Source organism: Geodermatophilus sp. SYSU D00700 (assembly GCF_054050255.1).
Genome location: NZ_JBJGZA010000002.1, coordinates 186,331 through 212,360 on the forward strand (window position 1 = coordinate 186,331; position 26,030 = coordinate 212,360).

22 protein-coding genes are annotated in these 26,030 nt (G+C 75.9%); 9 read left to right on the forward strand and 13 right to left on the reverse strand.

The window, feature by feature from the left end; translation table 11 throughout:
- Positions 1-50 precede the first annotated feature (50 nt).
- The 4 genes from ACI79V_RS02590 to ACI79V_RS02605 all read left to right on the forward strand — a co-directional run bounded on the left by ACI79V_RS02590 (position 51) and on the right by ACI79V_RS02605 (position 3,637).
- On the forward strand, positions 51-707 hold the full coding sequence (locus ACI79V_RS02590) for a Jag family protein (protein ID WP_456886558.1): 657 nt from the start codon (positions 51-53) through the stop codon (positions 705-707).
- Positions 704-1,360, forward strand: coding sequence for a 16S rRNA (guanine(527)-N(7))-methyltransferase RsmG (gene rsmG / locus ACI79V_RS02595; protein ID WP_456875761.1), 657 nt, complete (start codon positions 704-706; stop codon positions 1,358-1,360). Before ACI79V_RS02590 ends, rsmG begins: the two co-directional genes overlap by 4 nt.
- 106 nt (positions 1,361-1,466) lie before the next feature.
- A complete protein-coding gene (locus ACI79V_RS02600) occupies positions 1,467-2,588 on the forward strand; it encodes a ParA family protein (protein WP_456886560.1) in 1,122 nt (373 codons plus the stop codon).
- A complete protein-coding gene (locus ACI79V_RS02605; protein WP_456886562.1) occupies positions 2,585-3,637 on the forward strand; it encodes a ParB/RepB/Spo0J family partition protein in 1,053 nt (350 codons plus the stop codon). The genes ACI79V_RS02600 and ACI79V_RS02605 overlap by 4 nt, the downstream gene beginning before the upstream one ends.
- Before the next feature lie 63 nt (positions 3,638-3,700).
- Here the strand turns inward: ACI79V_RS02605 and ACI79V_RS02610 are convergent, their stop codons facing one another.
- The 9 genes from ACI79V_RS02610 to ACI79V_RS02650 form a co-directional block, all read right to left on the reverse strand.
- On the reverse strand, positions 3,701-4,696 hold the full coding sequence (locus ACI79V_RS02610) for a D-alanine--D-alanine ligase family protein (protein ID WP_456886564.1): 996 nt from the start codon (positions 4,694-4,696) through the stop codon (positions 3,701-3,703).
- Positions 4,693-6,102 (reverse strand): aminotransferase-like domain-containing protein, encoded by a 1,410-nt coding sequence (locus ACI79V_RS02615; protein ID WP_456886566.1) that lies wholly within the window; start codon positions 6,100-6,102, stop codon positions 4,693-4,695. Before ACI79V_RS02615 ends, ACI79V_RS02610 begins: the two co-directional genes overlap by 4 nt.
- A gap of 103 nt (positions 6,103-6,205) precedes the next feature.
- On the reverse strand, positions 6,206-7,288 hold the full coding sequence (locus ACI79V_RS02620; protein WP_456886568.1) for an N-acetylmuramoyl-L-alanine amidase: 1,083 nt from the start codon (positions 7,286-7,288) through the stop codon (positions 6,206-6,208).
- A gap of 174 nt (positions 7,289-7,462) precedes the next feature.
- A complete protein-coding gene (gene trxA, locus ACI79V_RS02625; RefSeq protein ID WP_089405465.1) occupies positions 7,463-7,792 on the reverse strand; it encodes a thioredoxin in 330 nt (109 codons plus the stop codon).
- Positions 7,793-7,875: 83 nt separating this feature from the next.
- Positions 7,876-8,895: a thioredoxin-disulfide reductase gene (gene trxB, locus ACI79V_RS02630; RefSeq protein WP_456886570.1), complete on the reverse strand. Its 1,020-nt coding sequence runs from the start codon at positions 8,893-8,895 to the stop codon at positions 7,876-7,878.
- Between the two features lie 56 nt (positions 8,896-8,951).
- Positions 8,952-10,565, reverse strand: coding sequence for a hypothetical protein (locus ACI79V_RS02635; protein WP_456886572.1), 1,614 nt, complete (start codon positions 10,563-10,565; stop codon positions 8,952-8,954).
- Positions 10,566-10,648: 83 nt separating this feature from the next.
- Complete coding sequence (gene murJ / locus ACI79V_RS02640) at positions 10,649-12,751, reverse strand: murein biosynthesis integral membrane protein MurJ (protein ID WP_456886574.1); 2,103 nt, start codon at positions 12,749-12,751, stop codon at positions 10,649-10,651.
- Positions 12,748-15,123, reverse strand: a complete 2,376-nt coding sequence (locus ACI79V_RS02645) for a DUF6049 family protein (protein WP_456886576.1) — start codon at positions 15,121-15,123, stop codon at positions 12,748-12,750. The genes murJ and ACI79V_RS02645 overlap by 4 nt, the downstream gene beginning before the upstream one ends.
- Entirely contained in the window at positions 15,116-15,592 is a 477-nt protein-coding gene (locus ACI79V_RS02650; protein ID WP_456876998.1) for an NUDIX hydrolase, read from the reverse strand. Before ACI79V_RS02650 ends, ACI79V_RS02645 begins: the two co-directional genes overlap by 8 nt.
- A gap of 42 nt (positions 15,593-15,634) precedes the next feature.
- Between ACI79V_RS02650 and ACI79V_RS02655 the strand changes: the two genes are divergently transcribed.
- Together ACI79V_RS02655 and ACI79V_RS02660 are read left to right on the forward strand one after the other, a co-directional pair.
- Positions 15,635-17,089 (forward strand): CCA tRNA nucleotidyltransferase, encoded by a 1,455-nt coding sequence (locus ACI79V_RS02655; protein WP_456886578.1) that lies wholly within the window; start codon positions 15,635-15,637, stop codon positions 17,087-17,089.
- A gap of 123 nt (positions 17,090-17,212) precedes the next feature.
- A complete protein-coding gene (locus ACI79V_RS02660) occupies positions 17,213-18,028 on the forward strand; it encodes a matrixin family metalloprotease (RefSeq protein WP_456886580.1) in 816 nt (271 codons plus the stop codon).
- 7 nt (positions 18,029-18,035) lie between these two features.
- Here the strand turns inward: ACI79V_RS02660 and ACI79V_RS02665 are convergent, their stop codons facing one another.
- The gene (locus tag ACI79V_RS02665; RefSeq protein ID WP_456886582.1) at positions 18,036-19,316 is read right to left on the reverse strand and encodes an MFS transporter; all 1,281 of its coding nucleotides are present in this window, start codon (positions 19,314-19,316) and stop codon (positions 18,036-18,038) included.
- A 63-nt stretch (positions 19,317-19,379) separates the two neighbouring features.
- Here ACI79V_RS02665 and ACI79V_RS02670 point away from each other — a divergent pair, with 63 nt between their 5' ends.
- Positions 19,380-20,042: a YqgE/AlgH family protein gene (locus tag ACI79V_RS02670; RefSeq protein WP_456886584.1), complete on the forward strand. Its 663-nt coding sequence runs from the start codon at positions 19,380-19,382 to the stop codon at positions 20,040-20,042.
- Positions 20,043-20,171: 129 nt separating this feature from the next.
- Here the strand turns inward: ACI79V_RS02670 and ACI79V_RS02675 are convergent, their stop codons facing one another.
- The 3 genes from ACI79V_RS02675 to ACI79V_RS02685 all read right to left on the reverse strand — a co-directional run bounded on the left by ACI79V_RS02675 (position 20,172) and on the right by ACI79V_RS02685 (position 22,829).
- Positions 20,172-20,933 (reverse strand): hypothetical protein, encoded by a 762-nt coding sequence (locus tag ACI79V_RS02675; RefSeq protein ID WP_456886586.1) that lies wholly within the window; start codon positions 20,931-20,933, stop codon positions 20,172-20,174.
- A gap of 106 nt (positions 20,934-21,039) precedes the next feature.
- Positions 21,040-22,116 (reverse strand): inositol-3-phosphate synthase, encoded by a 1,077-nt coding sequence (locus ACI79V_RS02680; protein WP_456886588.1) that lies wholly within the window; start codon positions 22,114-22,116, stop codon positions 21,040-21,042.
- Between the two features lie 107 nt (positions 22,117-22,223).
- Complete coding sequence (locus tag ACI79V_RS02685) at positions 22,224-22,829, reverse strand: PadR family transcriptional regulator (RefSeq protein ID WP_456876990.1); 606 nt, start codon at positions 22,827-22,829, stop codon at positions 22,224-22,226.
- 202 nt (positions 22,830-23,031) lie between these two features.
- Here ACI79V_RS02685 and ACI79V_RS02690 point away from each other — a divergent pair, with 202 nt between their 5' ends.
- Positions 23,032-23,442 (forward strand): DUF5318 family protein, encoded by a 411-nt coding sequence (locus tag ACI79V_RS02690; RefSeq protein WP_456876989.1) that lies wholly within the window; start codon positions 23,032-23,034, stop codon positions 23,440-23,442.
- A gap of 159 nt (positions 23,443-23,601) precedes the next feature.
- On the forward strand, positions 23,602-26,025 hold the full coding sequence (locus ACI79V_RS02695; protein WP_456886590.1) for a transglycosylase domain-containing protein: 2,424 nt from the start codon (positions 23,602-23,604) through the stop codon (positions 26,023-26,025).
- The last annotated feature ends 5 nt before the right edge of the window (positions 26,026-26,030 follow it).

Genomic DNA, 26,030 nt, shown 5'->3' on the forward strand with positions numbered 1-26,030 from the left:
CCCGACCCCCGGGTCCGCCCCGGCTGCCCGCACCGACTGGAGGTCCCTCCGTGAGCGTTCCGCACCGATCCACCGACACCGCCGCCACCGCCGCCACCGCCGAGGTCACCGCCGGCGCCGTCCTCAGCCCCGCGACCGGCACCCCGGACGGACCCACCGACCTGCCCGACACCGACGAGACCGGCGCCGACGCCTCGCTCGAGCCCGCCGACGAGGTGGCTCCCGCCCCCGCCCGCGCCGGCGGCACCGAGCTGCTCGTCCGCGAGGGCGACGTGGCCGGTGACTACCTCGAGCGGCTGCTCGACATCCTCGACGTCGACGGCGACATCGACCTCGACGTGGAGGGCGACCGGGCGTCGGTGGCCATCGTCGGCGGCGAGCTGGACGACCTCGTGGGCAGCGACGGCGCGGTGCTCGAGGCGCTGCAGGAGCTCACCCGGCTCGCCGTGGCCCAGTCCACCGGCGTGCGCAGCCGGCTCATGCTCGACATCGGCGGCTACCGCGCGCGCCGCCGGGCCGCCCTCACGGCCATGGCCGCCGACGCCGCCGAGCGGGTCGCCGCGAGCGGGCAGCCCGAGCGCCTGGCGCCGATGAACCCGTTCGAGCGCAAGGTCGTCCACGACGTCGTCGCCGGGGTCGCCGGCGTCCGCAGCGAGTCGGAGGGCGAGGAGCCGCAGCGGCGCGTCGTGGTCCTGCCGGAGCGGTGAGCGACACCCCCGTCCCGTCCGCCCCACCCGCCCCGGAGGTCGCGGCCGCCGTCTTCGGGACGGCGCTGCCCGAGGCCGAGCGCTACGTCGCGCGGCTGGCCTCCGACGGCGTCACCCGCGGGCTGATCGGCCCGCGCGAGGTGCCGCGGCTGTGGGAGCGGCACGTCCTCAACAGCGCCGCGGTCGCCGAGGCCGTGCCGCCCGACGCCCGGGTGGTGGACGTCGGCAGCGGCGCCGGGCTGCCCGGCGTCCCGCTGGCGCTGGCCCGGCCCGATCTGCGGCTGACGCTGGTCGAGCCGATGGCCCGCCGCGTGGAGTTCCTGGAGGAGGTCGTCGCCGAGCTGGGGACCGACTGGCGGGTGGTCCGCGGCCGCGCCGAGGAGCGCTCGGTGGTCACCGCGGTGGGACCCGTCGACGTCGTCACCGCCCGGGCGGTGGCCGCCCTCCCCCGCCTGGTCGGCTGGTGCCGCGGCCTGCTGCGGCCCGGCGCCCGGCTGGTGGCCCTCGTCGGGGCCCGCGCGGTCGCGGAGCTGCCGGGGATGCTCCCGCGGCTGCACGCGGCGGGGATGCGGGACGTGCACGCCCGGGCTGTCGGCACGGGGCTGGGCGAGGCTGCCACTACCGTGGTGGTCATGACGCGTGGCCCGCGGTGAGGCCGCGGAGCCGGCGCACCGCGTTCCACGGCAACCCGTTCCACGTGGAACCAGCACCGACACCCGACCCGTTCCACGTGAAACGGGGCGGCAGGGAGGACCTGCGATGACCGACCCGGGCCAGCGGCTGCGCAGCAGCCTCGCGGCCGACTCGGCGGCCAGCGCCGTGGAGTTCGACAGCCCCATCGCCATGGAGGCGCTGCGGGCCACCAGGGTCCTGCACGCCGCCGACCAGGAGCCCTTCCCCGCGCCGGGCCGGATCCGCGTCATCACCGTGGCCAACCAGAAGGGCGGCGTCGGGAAGACCACCTCGACGGTCAACCTCGGCGTCGCGCTCGCCCTGTACGGGCTGCGGGCGCTGGTGATCGACCTCGACCCGCAGGGCAACACGAGCACGGCGCTCGGCGTCGAGCACACGGTGGGCACGCCGTCGATCTACGACGCGCTCGTCGGGGACAGCTCCCTGGCCGACGTCGTCCACCCGACGACGGCGAGCTCCCTGCTGCGGTGCGTGCCGGCCACGATCGACCTGGCGGGCGCCGAGATCGAGCTGGTCTCCGTCGTCGCCCGCGAGTACCGGCTGCGGCGGGCGATCGAGGGCTACATCCGCGCGCTGCCCGAGGAGGAGCGGCCACACTACGTCCTCATCGACTGCCCGCCGTCGCTGGGTCTGCTCACCCTCAACGCGCTCGTGGCCGGCGACGAGGTGCTCATCCCCATCCAGTGCGAGTACTACGCGCTGGAGGGCCTGGGTCAGCTGCTCAACAACATCGAGCTGGTGCGGGCCCACCTCAACCCGGGCATCGCCGTCCGTACCATCCTGCTGACGATGTACGACGCCCGGACCAAGCTCGCCGACCAGGTCGCCGAGGAGGTCCGCAGCCACTTCGGGGACCTGGTGCTGACGACGGTCATCCCGCGCAACGTGCGGGTGTCCGAGGCGCCGGGGTACGGCCAGTCGGTGCTCACCTACGACCCGGGCTCGCGCGGCTCGACCAGCTACGTCGAGGCCGCCCGCGAGCTCGCCGAGCGCGGCGTCCACCTGGTGCCGGAGTCCGATCCGCGGCCGATGGGGCCGCCACCTCCCCCGCCGCCCCCGGCGACCGCGCCGATGCCGGCGGTCCGGCCCCAGTCCGGCCCGCCGTCCGGCCCGCTGCAGCGTGCCTTCCCGGAGTCCGACGCCGCCGTCGTGCCCGTTCCCACCTCCGTCGACGAGGAGACCCGATGAGCAAGCGTGGCGGCCTGGGCCGGGGCCTGGCGGCGCTCATCCCCACCAGCGCCCCGCCGGTGGAGCAGCCGCCGCTGCCCGAGGCCGACCGCCCGGCCGCCGCGTCCGAGACGGCCGAGACCGGTGAGGTGGGTGGGACCCACGCCCCGGTCACCCTGCTGCCGCCGGCCGCGCAGGCGGCCGCCAGCGTCGCGGCGCAGGCCGTGTCGTCCGGTGTGGCTGCCGTCGGCGTCCCCGGCGCACAGCTGCGCGAGGTGGCCGTCACCGAGGTGGTGCCCAACCCGCGGCAGCCGCGCCAGGTGTTCGACGACGAGGCGCTCGAGGAGCTCACCCACTCGGTGCGCGAGTTCGGCCTGCTCCAGCCGATCGTCGTCCGCGAGCGGGCCGAGGGTGGCTACGAGCTCATCATGGGCGAGCGGCGGCTGCGGGCCGCCCGCGCCGCGGGCCTCGAGACCGTGCCGGCCATCGTCCGCGACACCGAGGACGACGCCCTGCTGCGCGACGCGCTGCTGGAGAACATCCACCGGGTCCAGCTCAACCCGCTGGAGGAGGCTGCGGCCTACCAGCAGCTGCTCGAGGAGTTCGGCGCCACCCACGAGGAGCTCGCGCAGCGCATCGGCCGCAGCCGCTCTCAGGTCACCAACACGATCCGGCTGCTCAAGCTGCCGGTGCGGGTGCAGACCCGGGTCGCCGCCGGCGTCATCTCCGCCGGTCACGCCCGGGCGCTGCTCGGGCTCGACGACGCCGAGGCCCAGGACGCGCTCGCCGCGCGGATCGTGGCCGAGGGGCTCTCGGTGCGCGCGACGGAGGAGGCGGTCGCGCTCGCCGCGGCCGAGCAGCCGGCCTCGCGCCGGCGCGCCCGCCGGATCAGCGCCCCGGGGGTGGAGGACCTCGCCGGCCGGCTCTCCGACGTGTTCGAGACCAAGGTCAAGATCCAGATCGGCCGGGCCAAGGGACGCATCGTCGTCGAGTTCGGCTCGGTCGACGACCTGCAGCGCATCATCGGCCAGATGGCCCCCGACGTCGCGGGGCGGCGCGAGGAGTCCTGACCCCGGGAACCACGAAGCGGCCCGCCTTCCGTCACGGATGGAAAGCGGGCCGCTTCGCTGCGTTCAGCGGGAGGTGCGGGCCCGCCGGGTGAGCAGCTCGGAGAGGACCTCGCCGAGGTCGCGGCCGGCAGCCTCGACCGCCATGGGGAACATCGACGTCTCGGTCAGCCCCGGGGAGACGTTCACCTCGAGGAAGTGCACCTCGCCGTCGGGAGCCACGATCGCGTCGGTGCGCGAGAGGTCGGCCAGCCCCAGCGCCCGGTGCACCCGCACCGCCAGGTCGGCCGCGCGGGCGGCGACGTCGTCGGCCAGCCGCGCGGGAGCGTGGTACTCGGTGAGGCCGGGGGTGTACCGGGCGGTGTAGTCGAAGACGCCGGACTCGGGCGCGATCTCCACCGCGGGCAGCGCCTCGGGGCCCTCCCCCAGGTCGACCACCGACAGCGCCACCTCGACGCCGTCGACGAAGCGCTCCACCAGCACCGTGTCGCCGTAGGCGAAGCAGCTGACCATCGCGGCGGGCAGGTCCTCGACCCGGGTGACCTTCTGCGCGCCGAGCGCGGAGCCACCGGAGGCGGGCTTGACCATCAGCGGCAGCCCGAGGCGGGCCACGATGAGGTCGAGCACGGCGCCGGCGCCCAGCTCACGGAAGGTGCTGTGCGGCAGCGCGACCCAGTCCGGGGTCGCCAGGCCCGCGGTGCGCACGACCGACTTGGCGGCCGGCTTGTCCCAGGCCAGGCGGCAGGCCGCGGCCGGGGAGCCGACGTAGGGGACGCCGGCGAGGTCCAGGACCGCGCGCAGGGCGCCGTCCTCTCCGGTGGCGCCGTGCAGGGCGATGAACACCGCGTCGGCGGGCGCGGCGGCCAGGCCGGGCAGCAGGTCGGCGTCGGCGTCGCGGAGCTCGGCCTCGACCCCGACGCGGAACAGCTCCTCGACCACCTGGGTGCCCGAGGACAGGCTGACCTCGCGCTCGAAGGTCAGGCCACCGGCCAGGACGACGGCGCGCAGGGGGGTCTCCTCGGCGGCTGGGGTGGGGGCGGGCGGTGCGGCTGGCTCGCTCACGGGTGGGGGTCCTCGATCCGGTCGCTGCTGGCGGGGCCGACCATCGTCGCCGGGCCGGCACCGGACCGGCCGACGGCGCGGAACGTGCCGGTGTCGACGGTGTCGAAGGTGGAGTGCAGGTCCAGCTCGGCCTCGATGACGCGGGCCAGCCGGCGCACGCCCTCGCGGATCTGGTCGGGCTCGGGGTAGCAGTAGGACAGCCGCATGTACTCGCGGCCCGACCCGTCGGCGTAGAAGCCGATGCCGGGGACGTAGGCGACGTGCGCGCCCACCGCCCGCGGCTGCATGAGCTTGGAGTCCAGGCCGTCCGGCAGCCGGAGCCACACGTAGAAGCCGCCGTCGGGGCGGGTCCAGGTGGTGCCCGGGGGCATGAGCGCGTCGAGCGACTCCAGCGTGGCGTCGCGGCGGTCGCGGTAGAGCTCGGTGAACAGCTTGATCTGCTCGCGCCAGGGCTGGGTGTCCAGGTACCGGGCGACCGCGTACTGGGTGAGGGAGGGCGGGCAGAGCACCTGGGCCTCGGTGGCGAGCACCAGCTTCTCGCGGACGGCGAGCGGCGCGAGCACCCAGCCGACCCGCAGCCCGGGGGAGAAGGTCTTGGAGAACGAGCCGAGGTAGACCACCCGCTGGGCGTTGCGGGCCCGCAGTGCGCGCATCGGCTCGTGGTCGAAGCCGAGCAGGCCGTAGGGGTTGTCCTCGATGACCAGCAGGTCGTAGCGGTCGGCGATGTCCATGACGGCCTGGCGGCGCGGCTCGGAGAGCGTCACGCCGGCCGGGTTGTGGAAGTTGGGCACCGTGTAGAGGAACTTGACCCGGTCGCCGTTGGCGCGGCACTCGAGCAGCGCCTGCTCCAGCGCCTCGGGGACCAGCCCGTCGTCGTCCATGGTCACGTGCCGCACCCGGGCCTCGGCGGCCTGGAAGACGCCGAGCGCGCCAACGTAGGACGGGCCCTCGGCGAGGATGACGTCGCCGGGGTCGACGAACACGCGGGTGACCAGGTCCAGGGCCTGCTGGGAGCCGACGGTCACCACGACCTCGCTGGGCGAGGCGTCGGTGATGCCCTCCAGCGCCATGACGTCGCAGATGCGCTCGCGCAGCCGGGGGTCGCCCTGGCCGGACCCGTACTGCAGGGTCTGTGCGCCCATCCCGCTGACGAGTTCGCCGATCATCGAGCCCACGGCGTCGAGCGGGAGCGCGGTGACCGCGGGCATGCCGCCGGCCAGCGAGACCACCTCGGGCCGGCTGACGACCGAGAAGAGGGCGCGGATCTCCGAGCTCTTCATGCCGTGCGTGCGGGCTGCGTACCGGTCGGCCAGCGGGTCCAGCCGCGGGTGGCGGGGCACCACGTGCCCGTGCTGCTGCGGCGGCGTGCGGTGCGGCTGGCCGTGCGACGGCGGGAGGGAGGCCACGGACCGAGTGTAGGGACGGGCGGGGTGCGCCTCCTCCGACACGGCGGGTGAGACGGACCCGTCCGGTCCCGTCGTCCCACGCGCCCCAGGAGTGCGCGGTGCGCTACGCCCGCTGGGGCAGGACGAAGGTGCCGGTGGGCGGGTCGGCCTCGGCGGGCAGGAAGAGCCGCTGGACGGCGGCCAGGACGGCGGAGGCGACCGTGCCGCGCAGCCGGGCGTCGAGCAGCAGCAGCCGGTCGACCGGGTGGGACAGGTACCCGCAGTCGAGCCGGACGGCGGGCATGCGGGTCCACCGCAGCAGGTCCCAGGTCTTGGGGTGCCCGCCCAGGTCGAGCATGCCGGTGCGGGCCACGACCTCGCGGCGGGCGAGGTCGGCGAACCGCTCCCCCACCGTCGACGACGTCCCCGAGCCGGTGCCGTAGTAGTAGCTGGCCACCCCGCGGGCGTGCGGTGAGCCGTGCGCGTCCATGTGCAGCGAGATGAACAGGTCGGCGCGGGCGTCGTTGGCGAAGGCGGTCCGCTGCTCGGGCGTGGGGTCCTGGTCCCGGCCGCGGGTGAGGTAGACCGTGGCGCCGGCGGCGGCCAGCCGGCCCTCGATCCGGCGGGCCACGTCGAGCACCAGGTCGGCCTCGGTGGTCTCGCCGGCGGTGAACCCGGTGTCCTCGCCGCCGTGCCCGGGGTCGACGACGATCCGCCGGCCGATCAGGTGCGGCCCGCTGTCGACGAGGCTCGCGCTCTGCCGGAGCAGCTGCGGGCGGCCGCCGGTGACCTTGCGGCCGAGCTGGCGCAGCGCCCGCAGGGTGGCCGGCCCGCACGTGCCGTCGGGGGTCAGCCCGTAGTCGCGCTGGAAGGCCCGCAGCCCGGTCTCGGTCTCCCGGCCGAAGATGCCGTCGGCGCGGCCGGCGTCGTAGCCGAGCTCGAGCAGGCGCTCCTGCAGGCCGGTGACGTCGTCGCCGCGCACGGGCCGCTCGGGGTCGTGGTGCAGCAGCCGGTCGCCGAGCGACCAGCGCGCTTCCGACAGCGCCCGGTAGGTCTCCTCGCCGACCCGGCCGTCGACCGACAGCCCGCGCACCTGCTGGAAGTGGCGGACGGCGAGCTCGGTGGCCTGGTCGTACACCTCGGTCGCCGCCCCGGCGGCGGGCTGCAGCAGGCCGAGGCTGCGCAGCGCGGACTGGACGTCGGCCACCGCCGGTCCGTGGTCTCCCGGACGCAGCGGTTCCATGCTGCTGTCGTTACCCATCGTGCCGACGATTGTCCCGTGCGCGACCCCGACCGGCCCAGCGGGGTCTCCCCTGCGCGTCCCCGGAGACGGCGAGGGCCCGCTCCCCCGGGTGGAGGAACGGGCCCTGGCAGAGGGGTCCTACCGGATGTAGTCGGCGAGGTCGGAGAGGATCGCGCCCTTGGGCTTGGCGCCGATGATGCTCTTCACCGGCTTGCCGCCCTGGAAGACGGTCATCGTCGGGATCGACATGACCTGGTAGTCCCGGGCGATCTGCGGGTTCTCGTCGATGTTGAGCTTGGCGATGGTGAGCTTCTCGCCGTGCTCCTTGGCGATCTCCTCCAGCACGGGGGCGACCATCTTGCACGGCCCGCACCACTCCGCCCAGAAGTCGACGAGGACGGGCTTGTCGCTGCCCAGCACCTCGTTGGCGAAGGTCGCGTCGGTGACCGTCACGGTGTTGCCTGCCATGGTCGTTCTCCCTCTCGGTCTGTCGAGGTCTGGGGTGGGCCTCCGGGGGTGAGAACCCCGGAGTGCCGTGGGGTATGCCCGGATCAGCGCTCGTCGAAGGTCTCGGCCAGCCAGCGCTCGGCGTCGATGGCCGCGGCGGCACCGGTGCCGGCCGAGGTGATCGCCTGGCGGTACACGTGGTCGACCACGTCACCGCAGGCGAAGACGCCGTCGATGTTGGTCCGGGTGGTGGGGTGCTCGACCTGGATGTAGCCCTCGTCGTCGACCTTGAGCTGGCCGACGAAGAGCTCGCTGCGCGGGTCGTGGCCGATGGCCACGAACACGCCGGAGGTCGGCATCTCCTCGGTGGCGCCGCTGACGACGTCGGTGAGCTGGACGCCGGAGACGGTCTGGTCGCCGAGGACGTCGGTGACCTGCTTGCCGAGCTGCCAGCGGATCTTCTCGTTGTCCTGGGCGCGCTTCTGCATGATCTTCGAGGCGCGCAGCTCCTCGCGGCGGTGGACGACCGTCACGCTCCGGGCGAAGCGGGTGAGGAAGGTGGCCTCCTCCATCGCGGAGTCACCACCACCGACCACGACGATGTCCTGGTCGCGGAAGAAGAAGCCGTCACAGGTGGCACAGGCGGACACGCCGCGGCCGAGCAGGCGCTGCTCGTTCTCCAGGCCCAGGTACCGGTACTTCGAGCCGGTGGCCACGATGACCGCGTGCGCCCGGTGCACCTCGTCGCCGACCTTGACCACCTTCGGCGTGGCGGTGAGGTCGACCTCGGTGACGTCGCGGGCGACCAGCTCGGCGCCGAAGCGCTCGGCCTGGGTGCGCATGTCGTCCATCAGCTGCGGGCCCTGGATGCCCTCGGGGAACCCGGGGAAGTTCTCGACCTCGGTCGTGGTCATCAGGGCGCCACCGAACTGGGAGCCCTCGAAGACCAGCGGGTGCAGGTTGGCCCGCGCGGCGTAGACCGCCGCCGTGTACCCGGCGGGGCCCGACCCGATGATGATCAGGTCACGGACGCCGTCGTGCTCCGCCGGCGGGATCACCGGCGCGGTGATCTCGGTGGTCGTGGCGGGGCCAGGGGTCGGCTGGGGGTGGGTCACGCGCGGCACAACGCCCCATCCTAGTGCCGCATTCCCCCATCAGGGCCGGTGGAGGGCGGTGTGGCTCACTCGGCGGGGGTGACGGCGACCTCGGCGAGGGCCCCGGCGAAGCCGTCCTCGGCGGGCACCAGACCGGTCACCCACACCAGCACGTACCGCGTGGTCACCGGCTCGTCGAAGGAGAGCTCGGCGGTGCCGTCGACGGTGCCGGCGGCGGCGACGGGGAAGGACTCCAGGTCGCCGTCGGGGGCCTCGCCGGTGCGGACCTCCACGGCGATGCCCGGGGTGGTCGTCGTCAGGGTCACCCCGCCGACCGGCTGGGCCGCGCCGAGGTCGAGGACGAGCCCGACGCCGGGCTTGAGGTTGCCGAAGGCGGGCGAGCCCCGGTAGCTCAGCGTCGACCACGCGGTGGCCGGGTCCCCGTCGACGGCCAGCGGCACGTCGTCGTCGTTCTCGGACGCCCCGTCACCGAAGGGGTCGAAGACCGCGCCGGAGGCGACGGCCAGGGGTGCGCCGGGGGTCGCGGGGGGCGCGGCGCTCGCCGAGGCCGCGGCGCTGCTCGACGACGGCGACGGCGTGACCGGCCGGCGGTCCACGTCGTCGGCCACCGACAGCAGGTTCGTGCCCACCCACCAGGCCAGCAGCACGACGACGGCGAGCGCGGCCAGCAGCAGCCCGGCGACCAGCAGCCGGCGGGAGGACCGCGACCGGCCGCCGCCCTCGTCGTCGTCGGCCGCGTCGAGCAGGACCGGGTCGTCGTCGGGAGAGCGCAGGGGCGGGACCGGTGGGAGGACGCCGGGGCCCATCCGCTGCGGCCGGTCGTCGGGCTCCGGTGCGACGACCGGGGTCGCCACCGTCGCGTCCCCCGCGCTGTCCGCCTGCTCGGCGTCCCGGTACTCGCGCAGCCGGCGCAGCCAGCCGCTGTCGCTCTCGTCCCGGTCGCGGACCGGCACGGAGGCGTGGCCCCCGCTGCGCGGCCGCTCGGCCAGCAGGGCGGCCATCGCGGCGGCGCTGGCCAGCCCCGCACCCGGCTCGGTGGACCGCGCCCGCCGTACGAGGGCGGCCAGGTCGGGCTGGGCGATGACCGGGGGCGGCGCGGTGACGCCGTCGGGACCGGCGAGGCCGGCGCGGCGGCCGGTCAGGCAGTACTCGAGCAGGGCGCCCAGCGCGGCGATGTCCTCCTGGACGCTGCCGGTGGCGGCCGGGACGGCGCGCAGCCCGACCAGCCCGTTGGGCCGCAGCACGACGGTCTCGGGGCTCAGCCCGCCGACGGCCAGGCCGACCCGGTGTGCCTCGGCGACGCCCTCGGCGAGCCGGCGCAGCACCGTGCGGGCCTGCCGCTCGTCCATCGGGCCGTCCGCGAGCCGGTCGGCGAGGGTCTGGCCCTCGATCCACTCGTTGACGACGTAGGCGACCCCGCCCGCACCGCCGGTGCCCTCGGAGGCGTCGTAGACCATCGCCAGGGCGGGCGTGGCCAGCCCGCCGGCGGTCAGCGCACGGGCGATCCAGGCCCGCGCCGCCGGCCCGCCGGGCACGTGCACGCGGATGGCGACGTCGCGGTTGAGGACGCGGTCGCGGGCCCGCCAGCAGTGGATGACGCCGGTGCCGGTCCGCTCCTCGGGGCCGAGCTGGTCCAGCGGCCGGTAGCGGTCGGGGAGCCCGGTGATCGTGGACGTCACGGACGCTGCCGACCCCCTGTCGCTGTCCGGCCGGTGGCGTGCTGCCCCGGGGCCGGTGCCGTCGCCCGCCGGCCGGTCGGCGCTCATCCGCGGCCCAGCCGCGCGCGGACGGCGGCGAGGGGCTCCCGGAGCTCCGGGACGCGGGCGAGCACGAACCCGGCCAGGGCCGTGACACCGACGACCACGGTACCGATCACGAGGGTGCCGAGCGAGCCTGCCACGGACGTGCCGAAGGCGTCCTCGGTCACCCCGGTCACCAGCCAGCCCAGCACGCCGGCGACGACCGAGGCCAGGACCATCCACAGCACCGGGCCGAGGGTCTCGCGGGTGCGCAGCCCGCCGAGCCTGCGCTGCAGCGCCACGTGCCCGAACACCCACCCGGCGAGGTAGGTGACGCTGGTGGCCAGCATCAGCCCGGCGACGACGTGCTCGGGCCCGACGACCGCCGGGACGAGAAGCAGCAGCGGCACCCGGACCAGCACCATGCCGACCTGGATGAGCGTGGGCGTGCGGGCGTCCTTCATGGCGTAGAAGACCCGCAGCTGCAGCAGCGTCACCGCCATGGGCAGCAGGCCGAACGCGCCGACCGCGAGCGCCGCGCCGATGCCCTGGGCCTCCTCCACCGAGGTGTTGCCGCGGGCGAAGGCGACGGTGGCCAGCTCCGGGCCCAGCACGGTCAGCGCCGCGGCCACAGGCAGCAGCCCCAGCGCCGACAGCCGGGTGCCCAGGGCGAGGTCCTGCACGACGCCGGGCACGTCGGAGCGGGCGGCGGCGCGGCTCATCCGCGGCACCAGGGCGGTCAGCAGCGCGACGCCGATGATCCCGTAGGGCATCTGGAACAGCAGGCTGGCGATGGCCAGCGCACTGGACCCCAGGCCGCCCTCGCGGGTGGCGGCGTTGGCGATGCGGGTGGCCACCACCACGCCGACCTGGCTGACGGCGACGTAGCCGACCACCCACAGCCCCAGGCCGCCCACCTCGCGCAGGCCGATGCCCCGCAGGTTCCACCGGGGCCGCAGCGGCACGCCGGCGCGGCGCAGCAGGGGTACGAGCACCAGCGCCTGCACGGCGATCCCGAGCAGCGTGCCGCCGCCGAGCAGCCAGACCTGGCCGGGCGTGATGGTCGCCGGGGTGAGGTCACCGGGCCCGGCGGCCATCAGGAAGAGCACGCCGGTGGCGATGACGACGAGGTTGTTGAGCACCGGCGCCCAGGCGGGCGGCCCGAACACGCCGCGGGAGTTGAGGATCGCCTGGGCGAGTGCGCCGATGCCGTAGAACACGATCTCGAGCAGCAGGATCCGCGCCAGCCAGTTGGCCAGCCGCACCTGTTCCTCGTCGCCCTGGATGCCGTAGAGCGCGGTGAGCAGCGGCGCGACCGCGACGGCGACGGCGGTGACCACCACCAGCCCGGCGATGGCCACGGTGGACAGCCGCTGGGCGTAGGACACCCCGCCGTCCCGGTCGCGTTCCTGGGCGTGCACCAGCAGCGGCACGATGACCGAGGTGAGGACCCCGCCGAGCAGCAGCTCGTAGACGATGTTGGGCAGCGTGTTGGCGGTGTTGTAGGCGTCGTTGACCAGGCCGACGCCCAGCGCCGCGGCCAGCACGACGGTGCGCAGCAGTCCGGTGACGCGGGACACCAGCGTGGCCACCGCCATCGTGCCCGCCGCGCGCAGGATGCCCCGGCTGGCGCCGGGGGTGCCCTCCCGCCGGCGGGCCTCCTCCTCGGTCTCCCCCTCCGGCGGCCGCGGCACCGGCGGCAGCACCAGCATCGGGAGGACCTGGGTCTCCTCGGCCGGCAGGAAGCGGTGGCGCACCGGCGGCGGCACCGGCGGCAGCGGCCGGGGGGTGCGCCGGACCTCCGCGGGCGGTGCGGCGGGCGGCCGGGCGCCGGTCCGCGGCGGTGGGGAGGGCGGCCGGCCGGCCGGGGAGCGCCCGGGCGCCGCGTCCGGGCGCGGCCGGGCCGGCGGCGGGACCGGGGGTACCGGACGGCGGGCCGGCGGGGCGGGCAGCCGCGAGTCCGGCGGCGGCGCGACCGGGTAGGGCGGCGGGGGGAGCGGCGGCCGGCTCGAGCGCTCGGTGCGGTCCGGACGCTCGGTGTGGTCCCGCGCACCGGAGGTGGGCGGGACCGGCGGCAGCGGCCGCTGCGCGGGGGCGTCCTCCTCGCTGCGGGGCCCGCCGCTCACACCGGGCTCCGGCTGGGCGGGAACGACGCGCCGGCCGGCTCGGCCGCGTCCTGCTCGCGGCCGCGCCGGCGCAGGTACCGCACGCCGCGGCGCAGGAACAGCAGGCCGAGCAGCGCGGCGGCGCCGATGGTGATCGACAGCGAGATGGTGCCGTAGGCGGTGCTGCGCACCTGGATGGCGACGTCCTCGCCCAGCGGCCGGCCGCCGGGCGTGGTCAGACCCGCGGTGACGGCGAACCGCCCGGACTGGCGGACCTCGATGGGGATCTCCACCGTCGTCCGCTGCCCGGGCGCCACCTCCTGCGGGCCCGGGTCGCCGATGGTCAGGCCGACGTTGTCGCGGGTGCGGACGTCGAACAGCACCCGCACGGGGAAGGGCAGGTCGTTCTGCACGGTGAGCACCAGCGGGGCGTCGCTGGAGGCCAGGCTGTAGGTGCCGTCGGCCGGAGCGAGCAGGGTGACCTGCCGGCGCAGGTCCTCGACGGTGTCGCGCAGGTCGGCCGCCGCCGTCCGGAAGGCGGCCGGCTCGTCGCGCCAGGCCGACGACGCGGTGCGGGCCAGCGCGGCGTCGTACGGGGCCAGCTCCGTGGCGGGGTCGCTGGTCACCGCTCCGGCGAGGTCGTCGCGCAGGCTCGCGGCGGCGACGACGTCGGCCAGGCCCTGGGGGTCGAGCAGGGCGGCGTCCGCGGGCTCGAGCGGCGTGCCGGCGTCGGTGACCGGCCCGGCCGCGAGGTCGGTGAGCGAGGCGGGGCGCAGGCCCGGCAGCGCGGTGTCGGCGATCATCGCGGCGACGGTCTCGGGGTCGGGGTCGACGTCGCGCGGCGCGGCGACGAGCACCGACTGGCCGGCCGGGTCGGCGACCGGCTGCTGGGAGAGCAGGACCAGCTCGGCGAGGTAGCGCTGCTCGGCCACCCGGGGCCCGCCGGCGGTGCTCCGGGTGGCGCCGGCCAGGCCGGACAGGCCGCTGTCGGCCACCAGCGCCTCGACCGGGCCCTCGGCGCCGGGCAGGGTGGTGCGGGCCGCCGCGCCGCCGCCGGCGAGGCCGAGCGCGGCCTCACCCGTGGTCAGGGCGCCGGAGGCGACGACGACCTGCTCGACGCCGCCGCCGCGGAGCGTGTCGAGGGTCTCGGGCCGCAGCGAGCCGCCGGCGGCCCAGGCGAGGTCGGTGCGCGGCGCGACGCCGAGCACCTCCTCGACCAGGGCGGCACCGGCCGGTCCCGGGGAGTCGGCGGAGACGGTGCCCTCGGGCCTGCCGTCGGTGGGGTCCCCGCCCTCCCCCGTGGCCGGCGCCGGAGCGGCCGCGGGCAGGCTGCGGGTGAGCGCCGCGGGCAGGCCGGCCGACTGCAGCGCGTCGGCGTCGACGTCGCCGTAGGACAGCGCGACGACGGGGTGCTCGGCGGCCACGGCGCGCAGCCGCTCGAGCCAGGCCGCGGCCGCCTCGGTGCCGGTGCCCGCGCCCTCCTCGCCCGCGACGTCGTAGGGCCCCTCGGCCATGAGCGCGAGCTCCTCGACCAGCGCCGGGTCGACGGCCACGCTGACCGGGGCGACGGGGGTGGTCGTGGGCGCGCCCGGCCCGAGCGCGGTGGGCAGCCGCTCGAGCACCTCCAGCGCCCGGTCGAGCCGGCCGCCCTCGGACACCAGGCCGGTGAGGTCGTCGTCGACGAACCCGCCCGAGGCGTCGCGGTGGGTGCGCTCGACCAGCGGCCACAGCCAGGCCACCGCGGTCGCGGCGGCGGGGGCAGCGGTCTGCTGCACCACGGAGGTGGTCACCTCCCCGACCCGCCGCGGGTCGCCGTCGGCCCCGGTCCCGTTGACGTTGAGCAGCACCGGGTAGACGCCGTCGCGGTCCATGGCCAGGTCGGCGGTGGAGGCCGTGTAGGTGAACGGCAGCGAGGCGCCGGGCTCCAGCGGGGCGGGCAGCGGCACGAAGGGCGTGACGGCCGCCGACACCGGGTCGGGGTCGACGTCGGCGGCGAGGAGTTCGGCCCGGGTGGTGACCACCTCGCCGCGCTGCAGGCGGATGCCGAGGTCGGTGAGCGTCTCGTCGCCGGCGTTGGTGAGCGTGCCGGCCAGCGTGACCGTGCCACCGGGCGCGACCGTGCGCGGGTCGAGGCGGGTCAGCTCGACGGTCACCGGGCGCTCGGGGTCGACGGGGGGTGCGGGCCGCGACGGCGCGGTCGGCGTGGGCGGCGTCGTGGGGGCGGCGGCGGCCGGCGCCGCCGCCGGCCCCGCGAGCAGCGGGAGGGCCAGCAGCGCGGTGGTCAGGACGCGGCGGACGCGGTCACCGCGGCGCGTCCCGGCCCTCCCGCGCCGGCCGGCCCCGGCGGCGGGGGTGCTGTGCCTGGGACGGACCTCGCGCGAGCGGTCACGCACTGTCGGCGAGCAGCGCCGGCGCCCGCTCGACCAGCGCACGCTCGTCGGCGTAGGCCAGCCGGTCGCTCAGCTCGTCGAGGGGCACCCAGGCGACCTCGGTCACCTCGACGTCGGCGTCGGAGAGGGCACCGCCGATGGCGCGCAGCAGGAAGTGGTGCACGGTCTTGTGGACCCGCCGGCCCTCGGCGACGAACCAGAAGTCGATGATCCCGAGCGGGGCGAGGACCTCACCGATGATCCCGGTCTCCTCGGCGACCTCGCGGACCGCGGTGTCCTCCGGGGTCTCGCCCTCCTCGATGTGCCCCTTCGGCAGCGACCACAGCAGCCGGCCCCGGCGGTCGGTGCGGCCGATGAGCGCGGCGCGGGGGCCGGAGATGCCGTCGTCGGCGACCACCAGGCCCCCGGCGGAGGTCTCGTCGACCCGGCGCAGTCGGCGGCCGGGGCGCCCTCGTCCACCGGTCCCTCCCATGCCAGGAGGGTAGCGCGAGACGCCGCACTACCCTGGCTCGTCGTGTCCGGTGTGCCCCCGGCGGTCCAGCAGACCGTGCGCGACCTCGTCGACGTCTCGCCCGTGCTCGTCGAGCTCGGCGAGCGGTTCACCGCGGCCGGCTTCGAGGCGCACCTGGTGGGCGGCTCGGTGCGCGACGCGCTGCTGGCCGCCGGGAGCGGCGCCGCGACCCCCGCCGGCGACCTCGACGTCACCACCGACGCCCGGCCCGAGCAGGTGCTGCGGCTGCTGCGCGGCTGGGCGGGTTCCACGTGGAACCAGGGCATCGCCTTCGGCACCGTGGGCGCCGAGATCCGCGGCACCCGGGTCGAGATCACCACGTTCCGCGCCGACCGCTACGACCGGGAGTCGCGGAATCCGGAGGTGGCCTGGGGGACGTCGCTGCGCGACGACCTCGCCCGCCGCGACTTCACGGTCAACGCCATGGCCGTCTCGCTGGGCCCCGACCGGACGGTGACCGATCCCTTCGGCGGCCTCGGCGACCTGCTGGCCCGGAGGCTGCGCACCCCCGGCGCGGCCACGGACTCCTTCGCCGACGACCCGCTGCGGATGCTGCGCGCGGTCCGCTTCGTCGCCCAGCTCGGCGTCACGCCCGTCGACGAGGTGGTCGAGGCGCTCACCGCGATGTCCGGGGAGCTGGCCCGGATCACGCCGGAGCGGGTGCAGGCCGAGCTGTCCCGGACCCTGCTGCAGGACGCCCCGCGCGCGGCGCTGGAGCTGTTCGTGTCCACCGGCCTCGCCGACGTCGTCCTGCCGGAGCTGCCGGCGCTGCGGATGGAGATCGACGAGCACCACCAGCACAAGGACGTCTACTCCCACTCGCTGACCGTGCTGGACCGGGCCATCGCGCTGGAGCGGGCCGATCCCGACGCCCCGTCGCCGGACCTGGTGCTGCGGCTGGCCGCGCTGCTGCACGACGTCGGCAAGCCCGCCACCCGCCGGCACGAGCCGCGCGGCCGGGTGTCCTTCCACCACCACGAGGTGGTCGGCGCCAAGCTGGTGCGCAAGCGGCTGACCGCGCTGCGCTACCCCAAGGAGGTCGTCGAGGCGGTCGCCCGCCTGACCTTCCTGCACCTGCGGTTCCACGGCTACGGCCGCGGCGAGTGGACCGACTCGGCGGTGCGCCGCTACGTCACCGACGCCGGCGACCTGCTGCCCCGGCTGCACAAGCTGGTGCGGTCGGACTGCACGACGCGCAACAAGCGGCGGGCGGCGGCGCTGTCGGCGACCTACGACTCGCTGGAGCGGCGGATCGCCGAGCTGTCGGCGGCCGAGGACCTCGCCCGCGTGCGCCCCGACCTCGACGGCAACGCGATCATGGAGATCCTCGGCATCGGCCCGGGCCGCGAGGTCGGCGAGGCGTGGCGCTTCCTCAAGGACCTCCGCCTCGAGCGCGGCCCGCTCGACCCCGACGAGGCCGAGGCCGAGCTGCGCGCCTGGTGGGCCGCCCGCTCCTGATCCCTCCTCCGCCCGGGTGACACCACCCCGCGCGGTCTCCCCCGCCGCGCCGGACGCCGGTAGGACCGACGGCCGGGCCGCAGGGACGGGGGACGGGTGCACGGGCGATGTGTGCACGGGCGAGTGCACGGCCGGGGGCTCCTCCGGGCAGCGCGCCGCCCCGGCCCGACCGCCGTCGCCGTCGGTTGCCTGGTCCTCGCGCTGACCGCGTGGTCGGTCCAGGACCCCGCCGGCGCCTCGCCGGAGACGGCGCCGGCCGCGGTCCCGGGCCAGCGGCCCACCCCGGGGGTCGGTGCCGCGCCGTCGCCGCTGGGCGTCCCGCCGCCGGCTCCGGCCCCGGGCGGCAGCTGGGCGTTCCTCGACCACCAGGCCGACGGCGTCACGCCGGTCGCCTACGACCCCTGCCGCGCCGTCCACTACGTCGTCCGCGTCGGCGATGCCCCACCGGACGCGGAGGTCCTCGTCGCCGACGCCGTCGCGGAGGTCGCCGCGGCCACCGGCCTGCGGTTCGTGTCCGAGGGTCGCACCGACGAGCGGGTCGGCCGCGACCGCCCGGCGTACCAGCCCGCCCGCTACGGGGACCGCTGGGCGCCGGTGCTGGTCTCCTTCGAGCTGCCGGCCGGCAACCCCGACGTCGGCGGCGGCGTCGCCGCCCGCGGCGGCAGCGAGGCCGTCTCCGCGGGCGGGCCGGCGGTCTACGTGACCGGCAGCGTCGTCGTCGACGCCGACTGGGCGGCCGGCGCGGCGGCCACACCGGCGGGCCGTGCCGCGCTGCGGGCGGTCCTGGTGCATGAGCTCGCGCACGTGCTGGGCCTGGCCCACGTCGACGACCCCGGCGAGCTCATGCATGGGGCCAACGACGGGCAGCTCGACCTGGGCCCCGGGGACCGTGCCGGCCTGGCGCGGCTCGGCCGGGGCGCCTGCGAGCCGACGCTGTAGGGACCGGTCAGGGCGCGTGCGCGCGGGTGATCCGGGCGTAGCCGGCGGCCGTGACGGCGTACACCGCGGCGACGACGGCCAGGCCGGTCACCGACCGTCCCGACGCGGGCAGCAGCAGGGCGCCGGCCACCAGGGCCGCCACGTAGGCGACGTTGACCAGGGTGTCGTAGACGGAGAACACCCGGCCCCGGAAGTCGTCGTCGACCGACTGCTGCAGCGTGGCGTCGACGCAGATCTTCACGCCCTGCGCGACGAAGCCGAGGACGAGACCGGCGGCCACCCACCCGGGCGGTGCGAACGTCAGCCCGAGCGCGAGCTGGAGCGCCCCGCCGCCGGCCAGCAGCAGCACCACCCACCCGCGGGTCCCCAGCCGGCGCACCGCCGCGGGCGTCGTCACCGCCGCCAGCAGGGTGCCGGCCGACCCGGCCGCCAGGACCACGCCGAGGCCGGCCAGCCCGCCCGGGAGCGGGCCGGTCCCCTCCGTGAGCGTGTTCCGGTACAGCAGCAGGGTCATGAGCGTGAGCAGGCCGTAGCAGACGCGGTGCGCCCCGATGGCCGCCAGCGCCGCGGCGGCCGGCGGGTGCTCGGCCACGTGCCAGGCGCCGGCCACCATCCCGCGCAGCACCGCCCGGGCCGGCAGGTGGGCGGACCGGGCACCCGAGTCGGGGCCGAGGTACTGCCGGCCGAACCCCGTGGCGACGGCGGCCGACGCCAGGTACGGCAGGGCCGCCGAGGCCGCCACGGCGGCGTAGGCGACGTCCCCGGCCGTCCCGAGCTGCAGCAGCCCCAGGGCGGTGATGCCGCCGACGACGGTGGCCACCGCCCCGGACGTCGTCGACAGCGCGTTGGCCGGCACGAGGGAGGCCGGGTCGATGGTGTGCGGCAGCGCCGCGGACAGCGCCGCCAGCAGGAACCGGGTGACGGCGAAGACGGCGAGCCCGGCGACGTAGAAGAGCGGTCCCGCGTCCCCGGCCAGCACCAGCGCGGCGACCACGGCGACCAGCCCGGCGCGCAGCACGTTGGCCCGCACCAGCACCTGGCGCCGGCTCCACCGGTCCAGCCAGACACCGGCGAACGGCCCGACCACCGAGTACGGCAGCAGCAGCACGGCGAAGGCCGCGGCGACGTCGACCGGGTCGGCCGCCCGCTGGGGGTTGAACAGCACCGTCCCGGCGAGCGCCGCCTGCAGCACGCCGTCGCCGGACTGGGCGAGCAGCCGGGTGGCCAGCAGGCGGCGGAAGTCCCCGCGGGCCAACAGGTGCCGCACGGTGGTGTCGGCCTGCTGCACCCGATCACCGTACGGGGCGGCCCCACCCTCCCCCGGGCGCCGGACTGATGCACACTGGTTCCGATGTCCTCGGTGCCCTCGTCACCCGACCCCGACTCCGGCCGGCCCGCCCGGGCGGCCCGGGGCCGGCGTCGCGCGGCGGTCCCCACGCTGTCGACCGGCACGCTCGACGACGTCGCCCCGGGATCCCTGCTGGTCGCCATGCCGGCGCTGAGCGACCCCAACTTCGCCGGCACCGTCGTCTACGTGCTCGACCACAACGACAGCGGCACCCTCGGCGTCGTCCTGGGCCGGCCGAGCCAGGTCGAGATCCGCGACGTGCTGCCCGGCTGGTGCGACCTCGCCGTGGAGCCGGGCGTGTTCCACGTCGGCGGCCCGTGCGAGACCGACACCGCGCTGTGCCTGGCCGCCTGCCCCGGGCACGGCACCGAGCCGGAGGGCCTGCGCCGGGTGGCCGGTGACGTCTACCTCGTCGACCTCGACGCCGACCCCGACGCCCTCGAGGGCGGCGTCGCGGGCCTGCGGGTGTTCGCCGGTTACGCCGGCTGGTCGCCCGGTCAGCTCGCCGCCGAGATCGCCGAGGGCGCGTGGGCGTGCGTGCCGGGGACGCCCGGCGACGTCCTCAGCGAGCTCTCCGGCCCGGAGCTGTGGCGCGCGGTGCTGGGCCGCCAGACCGGCCGGCTGGCGGTGCTGTCGACGGCGCCGGCCGACCCGTCGGCGAACTGACCCTCCCGGGTGGTCCGACTCCCCGGGACACGCCGTCGTGCTGCGCCTGCCGACCGGTTCTGGTAGGAACATCCCCGGAGGGGGCGGTCTGGGGAAGAGGCCGCCCCCTCCCCCCATGTCCGGACCCGCTCACAGGCCCAGGGCGGCGGCGACCTCCGGGTGCGCGACCGCGTCGAGGGTCTGCCCCTCCTCCGGCAGCGCGATCGTCCGCGGCCCGTGGTCGGCGAGCGTCACCGTCACCTCGGTCTCCGGACCGGGCAGTGCGGCCTCGTACTGCAGCAGCAGGTCGCTGGTGTCGTCGACGGCCACCGACCAGCCCGCCTCCGAGGCGTAGACCGACGCCAGCCGGCTGTCGATCGAGCGCTGCCCCTCCCACGTCGCCGCGCCGTCGAGGAACGCGGCCGCCTCGTCGGCCTCCTCCGCGCCCAGGTTGAGCACCACCTGCACGAGGACGTCGGTCAGCGGCACCGCGTCCGGCCCGGCGGCGAGCGGGCGGCGGACGAACGGGACGTCGGGCAGGCCCGCGGCGGCCAGCGCCTCGGGCAGGCCCGGCACGTCGCCGAACCAGACCTGGTCGCGGGTGAAGAACAGCGTGCGGACGTCGTCGGGCCGCTCGTCCCCGTAGGAGGTCACCGCCCGGGCCCGGCCGGCTCCACCGGCCAGGTCGACCTCGCCGGTGAGCGTGAGCAGGCCGTCCTCGCCGAACGGGGCGGTGACCACGACGTCGGCGCCGCCCTCCTCCTCGACACCGCGGGCGAGCAGCCCGGCCAGCACCTCGGCCTCCTCGGCGGTCACCGGGTCGCCGGGCTGCCGGTCGGTCTGGTCGCCCGAGCAGCCGGTCAGCCCGACGCCGAGCAGGACCAGCGCGGTCGCGAGCAGGCGGCGCGGCATGGCGGCCAGCGTATGCAGCGCGGCGGCGGCCCGCGGCTCCCGACAGGCCGCAGGCCCGCCCCCCGGTGCGGGGGACGGGCCTGCGTGAGGTGCTGGACGGGGGTCCTTACACGACGTCGCCGCGGATGAAGGCCTCGACGGCGTCGCGGGCCTCGCTGTCGCTGTACTGCACCGGCGGGGACTTCATGAAGTAGGACGACGCGGAGAGGATCGGGCCCCCGATCCCGCGGTCCTTGGCGATCTTGGCGGCGCGGACGGCGTCGATGATGATGCCGGCCGAGTTCGGGGAGTCCCAGACCTCGAGCTTGTACTCCAGGTTCAGCGGGACGTCGCCGAACGCGCGGCCCTCGAGCCGGACGTAGGCCCACTTGCGGTCCGACAGCCACGGCACGTGGTCCGACGGGCCGATGTGCACGTTGTCGGTGCCCATGTCGCGGTCGACCTGGCTGGTGACGGCCTGGGTCTTGGAGATCTTCTTCGACTCCAGCCGTTCGCGCTCGAGCATGTTCTTGAAGTCCATGTTGCCGCCGACGTTGAGCTGCATCGTGCGGTCGAGCTGCACGCCGCGGTCCTCGAAGAGCTTGGCGAGCACCCGGTGGGTGATGGTGGCGCCGACCTGGCTCTTGATGTCGTCGCCGACGATCGGGACGCCGGCGGCGGTGAACTTGTCCGCCCACTCCTTGGTCCCGGCGATGAAGACCGGCAGGGCGTTGACGAAGGCGACACCGGCGTCGAGGGCGGCCTGGGCGTAGAACTCGGCGGCCTGCTGCGACCCGACCGGCAGGTAGCAGACCAGGACGTCGGCGCCGGACTCGCGCAGGGCGGCGACGACGTCGACCGGCTGCTCGTCGGACTCCTCGATCGTCGCCCGGTAGTACTTGCCCAGGCCGTCGAGGGTGGTACCGCGCTGCACGGTCACACCCAGCGGGGGGACGTCGCAGATCTTGATCGTGTTGTTCTCGCTGGCGACGATCGCCTCGGAGAGGTCGCGGCCGACCTTCTTGGCGTCGACGTCGAAGGCGGCGACGAACTGCACGTCGGACACGTGGTACTCGCCGAAGCGGACGTGCATGAGGCCGGGCACCGAGCTGGTCTCGTCGGCGTCCCGGTAGTAGTGCACGCCCTGCACCAGCGAGGCGGCGCAGTTGCCCACGCCCACGATGGCGACCTTGACAGCTCCCATGGTCTTCCCTTCTCCCTGGACCCGGTGGTCCGTGTCGCGGGACCGTTCCGGTCCTGGCGGTGGCTGCGGTGGCGGCGCAGCCGGTGGTGCCTGCAGTCGTGCCGTGGTCAGTCCTCCCCGGTCCGGCTCGCCGGGTCCGGGTCCGGGTCGGGCCGGCGGCGCTCGCTGTCGATCAGCTCCGACAGCCAGCGCACCTCCCGGTCGACCGAGTCCAGGCCGTGCCGCTGCAGCTCCAGCGTGTAGCGGTCGAGCCGTTCGCGGGTCCGCGCCAGTGAGGACCGCAGGCCGTCGCGCTGCCGTTCGACCGTGCGGCGGCGCCCCTCGAGGATGCGCAGCCGCACGTCGGCGGCGGTGTGCCGGAAGAAGGCGAGGTGGACGCCGAACAGCCTGTCGTCGTCGTACGCCTCGGGACCGGCCTGGCTGACCAGCTCCGCGAAGCGCTCCTTGCCCTCCGCGGTGATCGTGTAGACCACCTTCCCGCGCCGGCCGGTCAACGGCGGTGCGTCGGCCGGCAGCGGCGTGCGCCGGTCGGGCTCGTCGGTGGTGACCAGCCCGGCGGCGTGCAACCGCTTGAGCGCGGGATACAGCGAGCCGTAGGAGATGCTGCGCAGCCCGCCGAGGACCTCCGCGAGCCGCTTCCGCAGCTCGTAGCCGTGCATCGGGGACTGCTGCAGCAACCCGAGGATGGCGAACTCGAGCACCTCGCCCCCCATCGGTCCCTGCCGGTCGATGTATCGAGACGATACATCGGGGGGTGAACGCGTGGGCAACTCGAGGTGCGTCGCCCGACCGGTCGAGGTGCGTCGCCCGACCGGGGGACCCGGCAGCCGCGCCGGTCCGCCGCCGGTCGGTGCGGGCCGGCGCGGGTCCTCGTGAGGCTCCCGGCGGCCGGCGCACCTGCGTACATTGGCGGCCGTGCCCGGACGTCGCTCCGTCGTCGACTACTCGCTGCACCGGCGAGCGGTCCTCGCGGACGTCCAGGCCGGGCGCACCGGGCTCTTCGAGGTCTGTGACGCCAGCCCCTACCTGACCCGGGCGGCGAGGTACCACGGTCAGCAGACCGACCTCCCCTGCCCGGTCTGCCGCCGCGAGCGCCTCGCACTGGTGAACTACGTCTACGGTGAAGGGCTGGGCCACGTGTCCGGGCAGGCGAAGACCGAGGCGGAGCTCGCCCGGATGGACGCCGCGCAGGAGGAGTTCTCCGTGTACACCGTCGAGGTGTGCCGCGGGTGCGGGTGGAACCACCTGGACTGCTCCTACGTCCTGGGGGCGGAGCCCGAGCCCGGACGGCAGCCGCGCCGGCGCCGCCGCGCTGCCACGGACTAGCACCGCCGCTCCGGCGGTTGCACCACCGGCGGACCCGTCCGTCACACGCGTCCCGGGGACGCGGCGCGTTCCGCGCGTCCTCCCCGGTGCACACAGCCGAGAACGCCACGCTGGGCCGGATCCCGTCCTGCCCACCGACTACCGAGGAGGGGCTCCCTGGTGCCTCCCCACGACGAGACCTCGCCGGTCGGGCCGTCCGGCGGCCCGCCGCGGCGGCCGTCCGCCCGGACGACCGCCGCGGGCGGAGGTGCCCGCCGGCCGTCCGGGGGTGACCGCGGCCGCACGACGGCGGGACGGACCGGCGGCGCCCGCCCCGGCGGGTCCCGGCCCCCCGGCGCCCGCCCCGCGGCCGGCAAGAAGGCGCGCACCACGAAGCAGCGCCGCCGTCGCCGGCTCAAGGTCGCGCTGGCCACCCTCGGCGGGCTGTTCGTGCTGCTCGGCGTCTTCGTCGGCGTCGTCTACGCCACCACCGAGGTCCCCGACCCCAACTCGGTGCAGAACGCGCAGACGACGGTCGTCTACTACGCCGACGGCACCACCGAGATGGCCCGCCTCGGCGACACCAACCGCACCAACGTCGGCCTGGACCAGGTCTCCGAGGGCGCCCGCAACGCCATCCTCGCCGCGGAGAACAAGGAGTTCTACTCCGACCCGGGCATCTCCTTCACCGGCATCGTCCGGGCCGCGTGGAACAACCTCACCGGCAGCTCGACGCAGGGCGGCTCGACGATCACCCAGCAGTACGTCAAGAACGCCTTCCTCAGCCACGAGCAGACGTTCAGCCGCAAGTTCCAGGAGCTCTTCCTGGCGGTCAAGCTGGACAACCAGTACTCGAAGGACGAGATCCTCGAGAACTACCTGAACACCATCTACTTCGGCCGCGGCGCCTACGGCATCGAGGCCGCGGCGAACACCTTCTTCGGCGTCCCCGCCGCGCAGCTGACCCCCCAGCAGGGCGCGGTGCTCGCCGTCCTGGTGCGCAGCCCGAGCTCCTACGACCCCGAGGGCAACCCCGAGGGCGCCCAGGACCGCTGGGGCCTGGTCCTCGACGCGATGGTCGAGGAGGGGTGGATGACGCAGGGCGAGCGCGACGCGTCGGTCTACCCGCCGGTGCTGCCGCGGCCGGAGTCCTCGGCGCTGGGCATCCCCACCGGTCCCGAGGGCCTGGTGGTCTCGCAGGCGATCGACGAGCTCGAGGCGCGCGGCTACTCCGACGAGCAGATCCGGGCCGGCGGCCTGCGCATCACCACGACCGTGGACAAGGCGGCCCAGGACGCCGCGATCGCCGCCGTCGACGACGTCATGGACGGCCAGCCGGACAACCTCCGGCAGGCGCTGGTCGCCGTCGACCCGAGGACCGGCGCGGTGCGGGCGTACTACGGCGGCCGCGTCGGTGCCGGTGACGGCGCCGTCGACTACGCCCAGGCGCGCCGCCAGCCCGGCTCGTCGATGAAGCCCTACGTGCTGGCCACCGCGCTCGACCAGGGCATCGGCGTGAACTCCCGCCGCGACGGCAGCTCGCCGCAGACCTTCCCCGACCGCGAGGCGCCGGTGCGCAACTCCGGCGGGGTCTCCTGCGGGGCCTGCACCCTGGTCGAGGCCATGACCCGCTCGCTCAACACGACGTTCTACGGCCTGGCCTACGAGGTCGGCCCGGACAACGTCCGCGAGACGGCGCTGGCCGCCACGGGCATGCCCGAGACCTGGCCGGCCAACGGTGGCCTGCTCGACGACGAGCCGACCCTGACCGCGCCGGGCTCGGGCGTCACCGGCTCCTCGATCGGCATCGGCGAGTACGAGATGCGCCCGATCGACCAGGCCGCCGGGTTCGCCACCCTCGCCAACGGCGGCGTCCGCCAGCCGACGCACTTCGTCGCCCGGGTCACCGACACCGAGGGTGCGGTCCTGCTGGACAGCGGCGTCGGCCCGGGTGAGCAGGTCATCGACCCCGACGTCGCCGCCGACACCACCTTCGCCCTGAAGGGCGTGGCGCAGCACTCCCGCCGCGCCCTCGAGGGCGGCCGGGAGGCGGCGTCCAAGACCGGTACGCAGGGCATCGACGCCGACGACAACTCCGACGCGTGGATGGTGGGCTACACGCCCTCCCTGTCCACCGCGGTGTGGATGGGCACCGACGGCTACGAGCCGATCCGCAACGCCGACGGCGCGATCATCTACGGCGCCGGCCTGCCGGGCGCGATCTGGCAGCAGTTCATGGACACCGCCCTGGCCGGCACGCCCGAGGAGGACCTGCCCGACCGGGCGGTCATCCGCGGGGACACCGGCAACGGCGTCCCCGCGCCCACCACCGAGGCCCCGCCGACCACGCAGGCCCCGCCGACCACGCAGGCCCCGCCGACGACCGAGGCTCCGCCGACGACGACCACGCCGCCGGCACCGACGACGACCACCCCGCCGCCGGCGGATCAGGGGCCGCCCGGGGACGAGAACAACAACGGGGTCCCCGACGTCTTCGAGAACGGGGGCGGCGGGCAGGACGGCAACGGGGGCGGCACCGGCGGCGGCAACCAGGGCGGGTCGCCGGCTCCCGCGCCGGAGACCCAGGCGCAACCGACCGGCTGACCGCC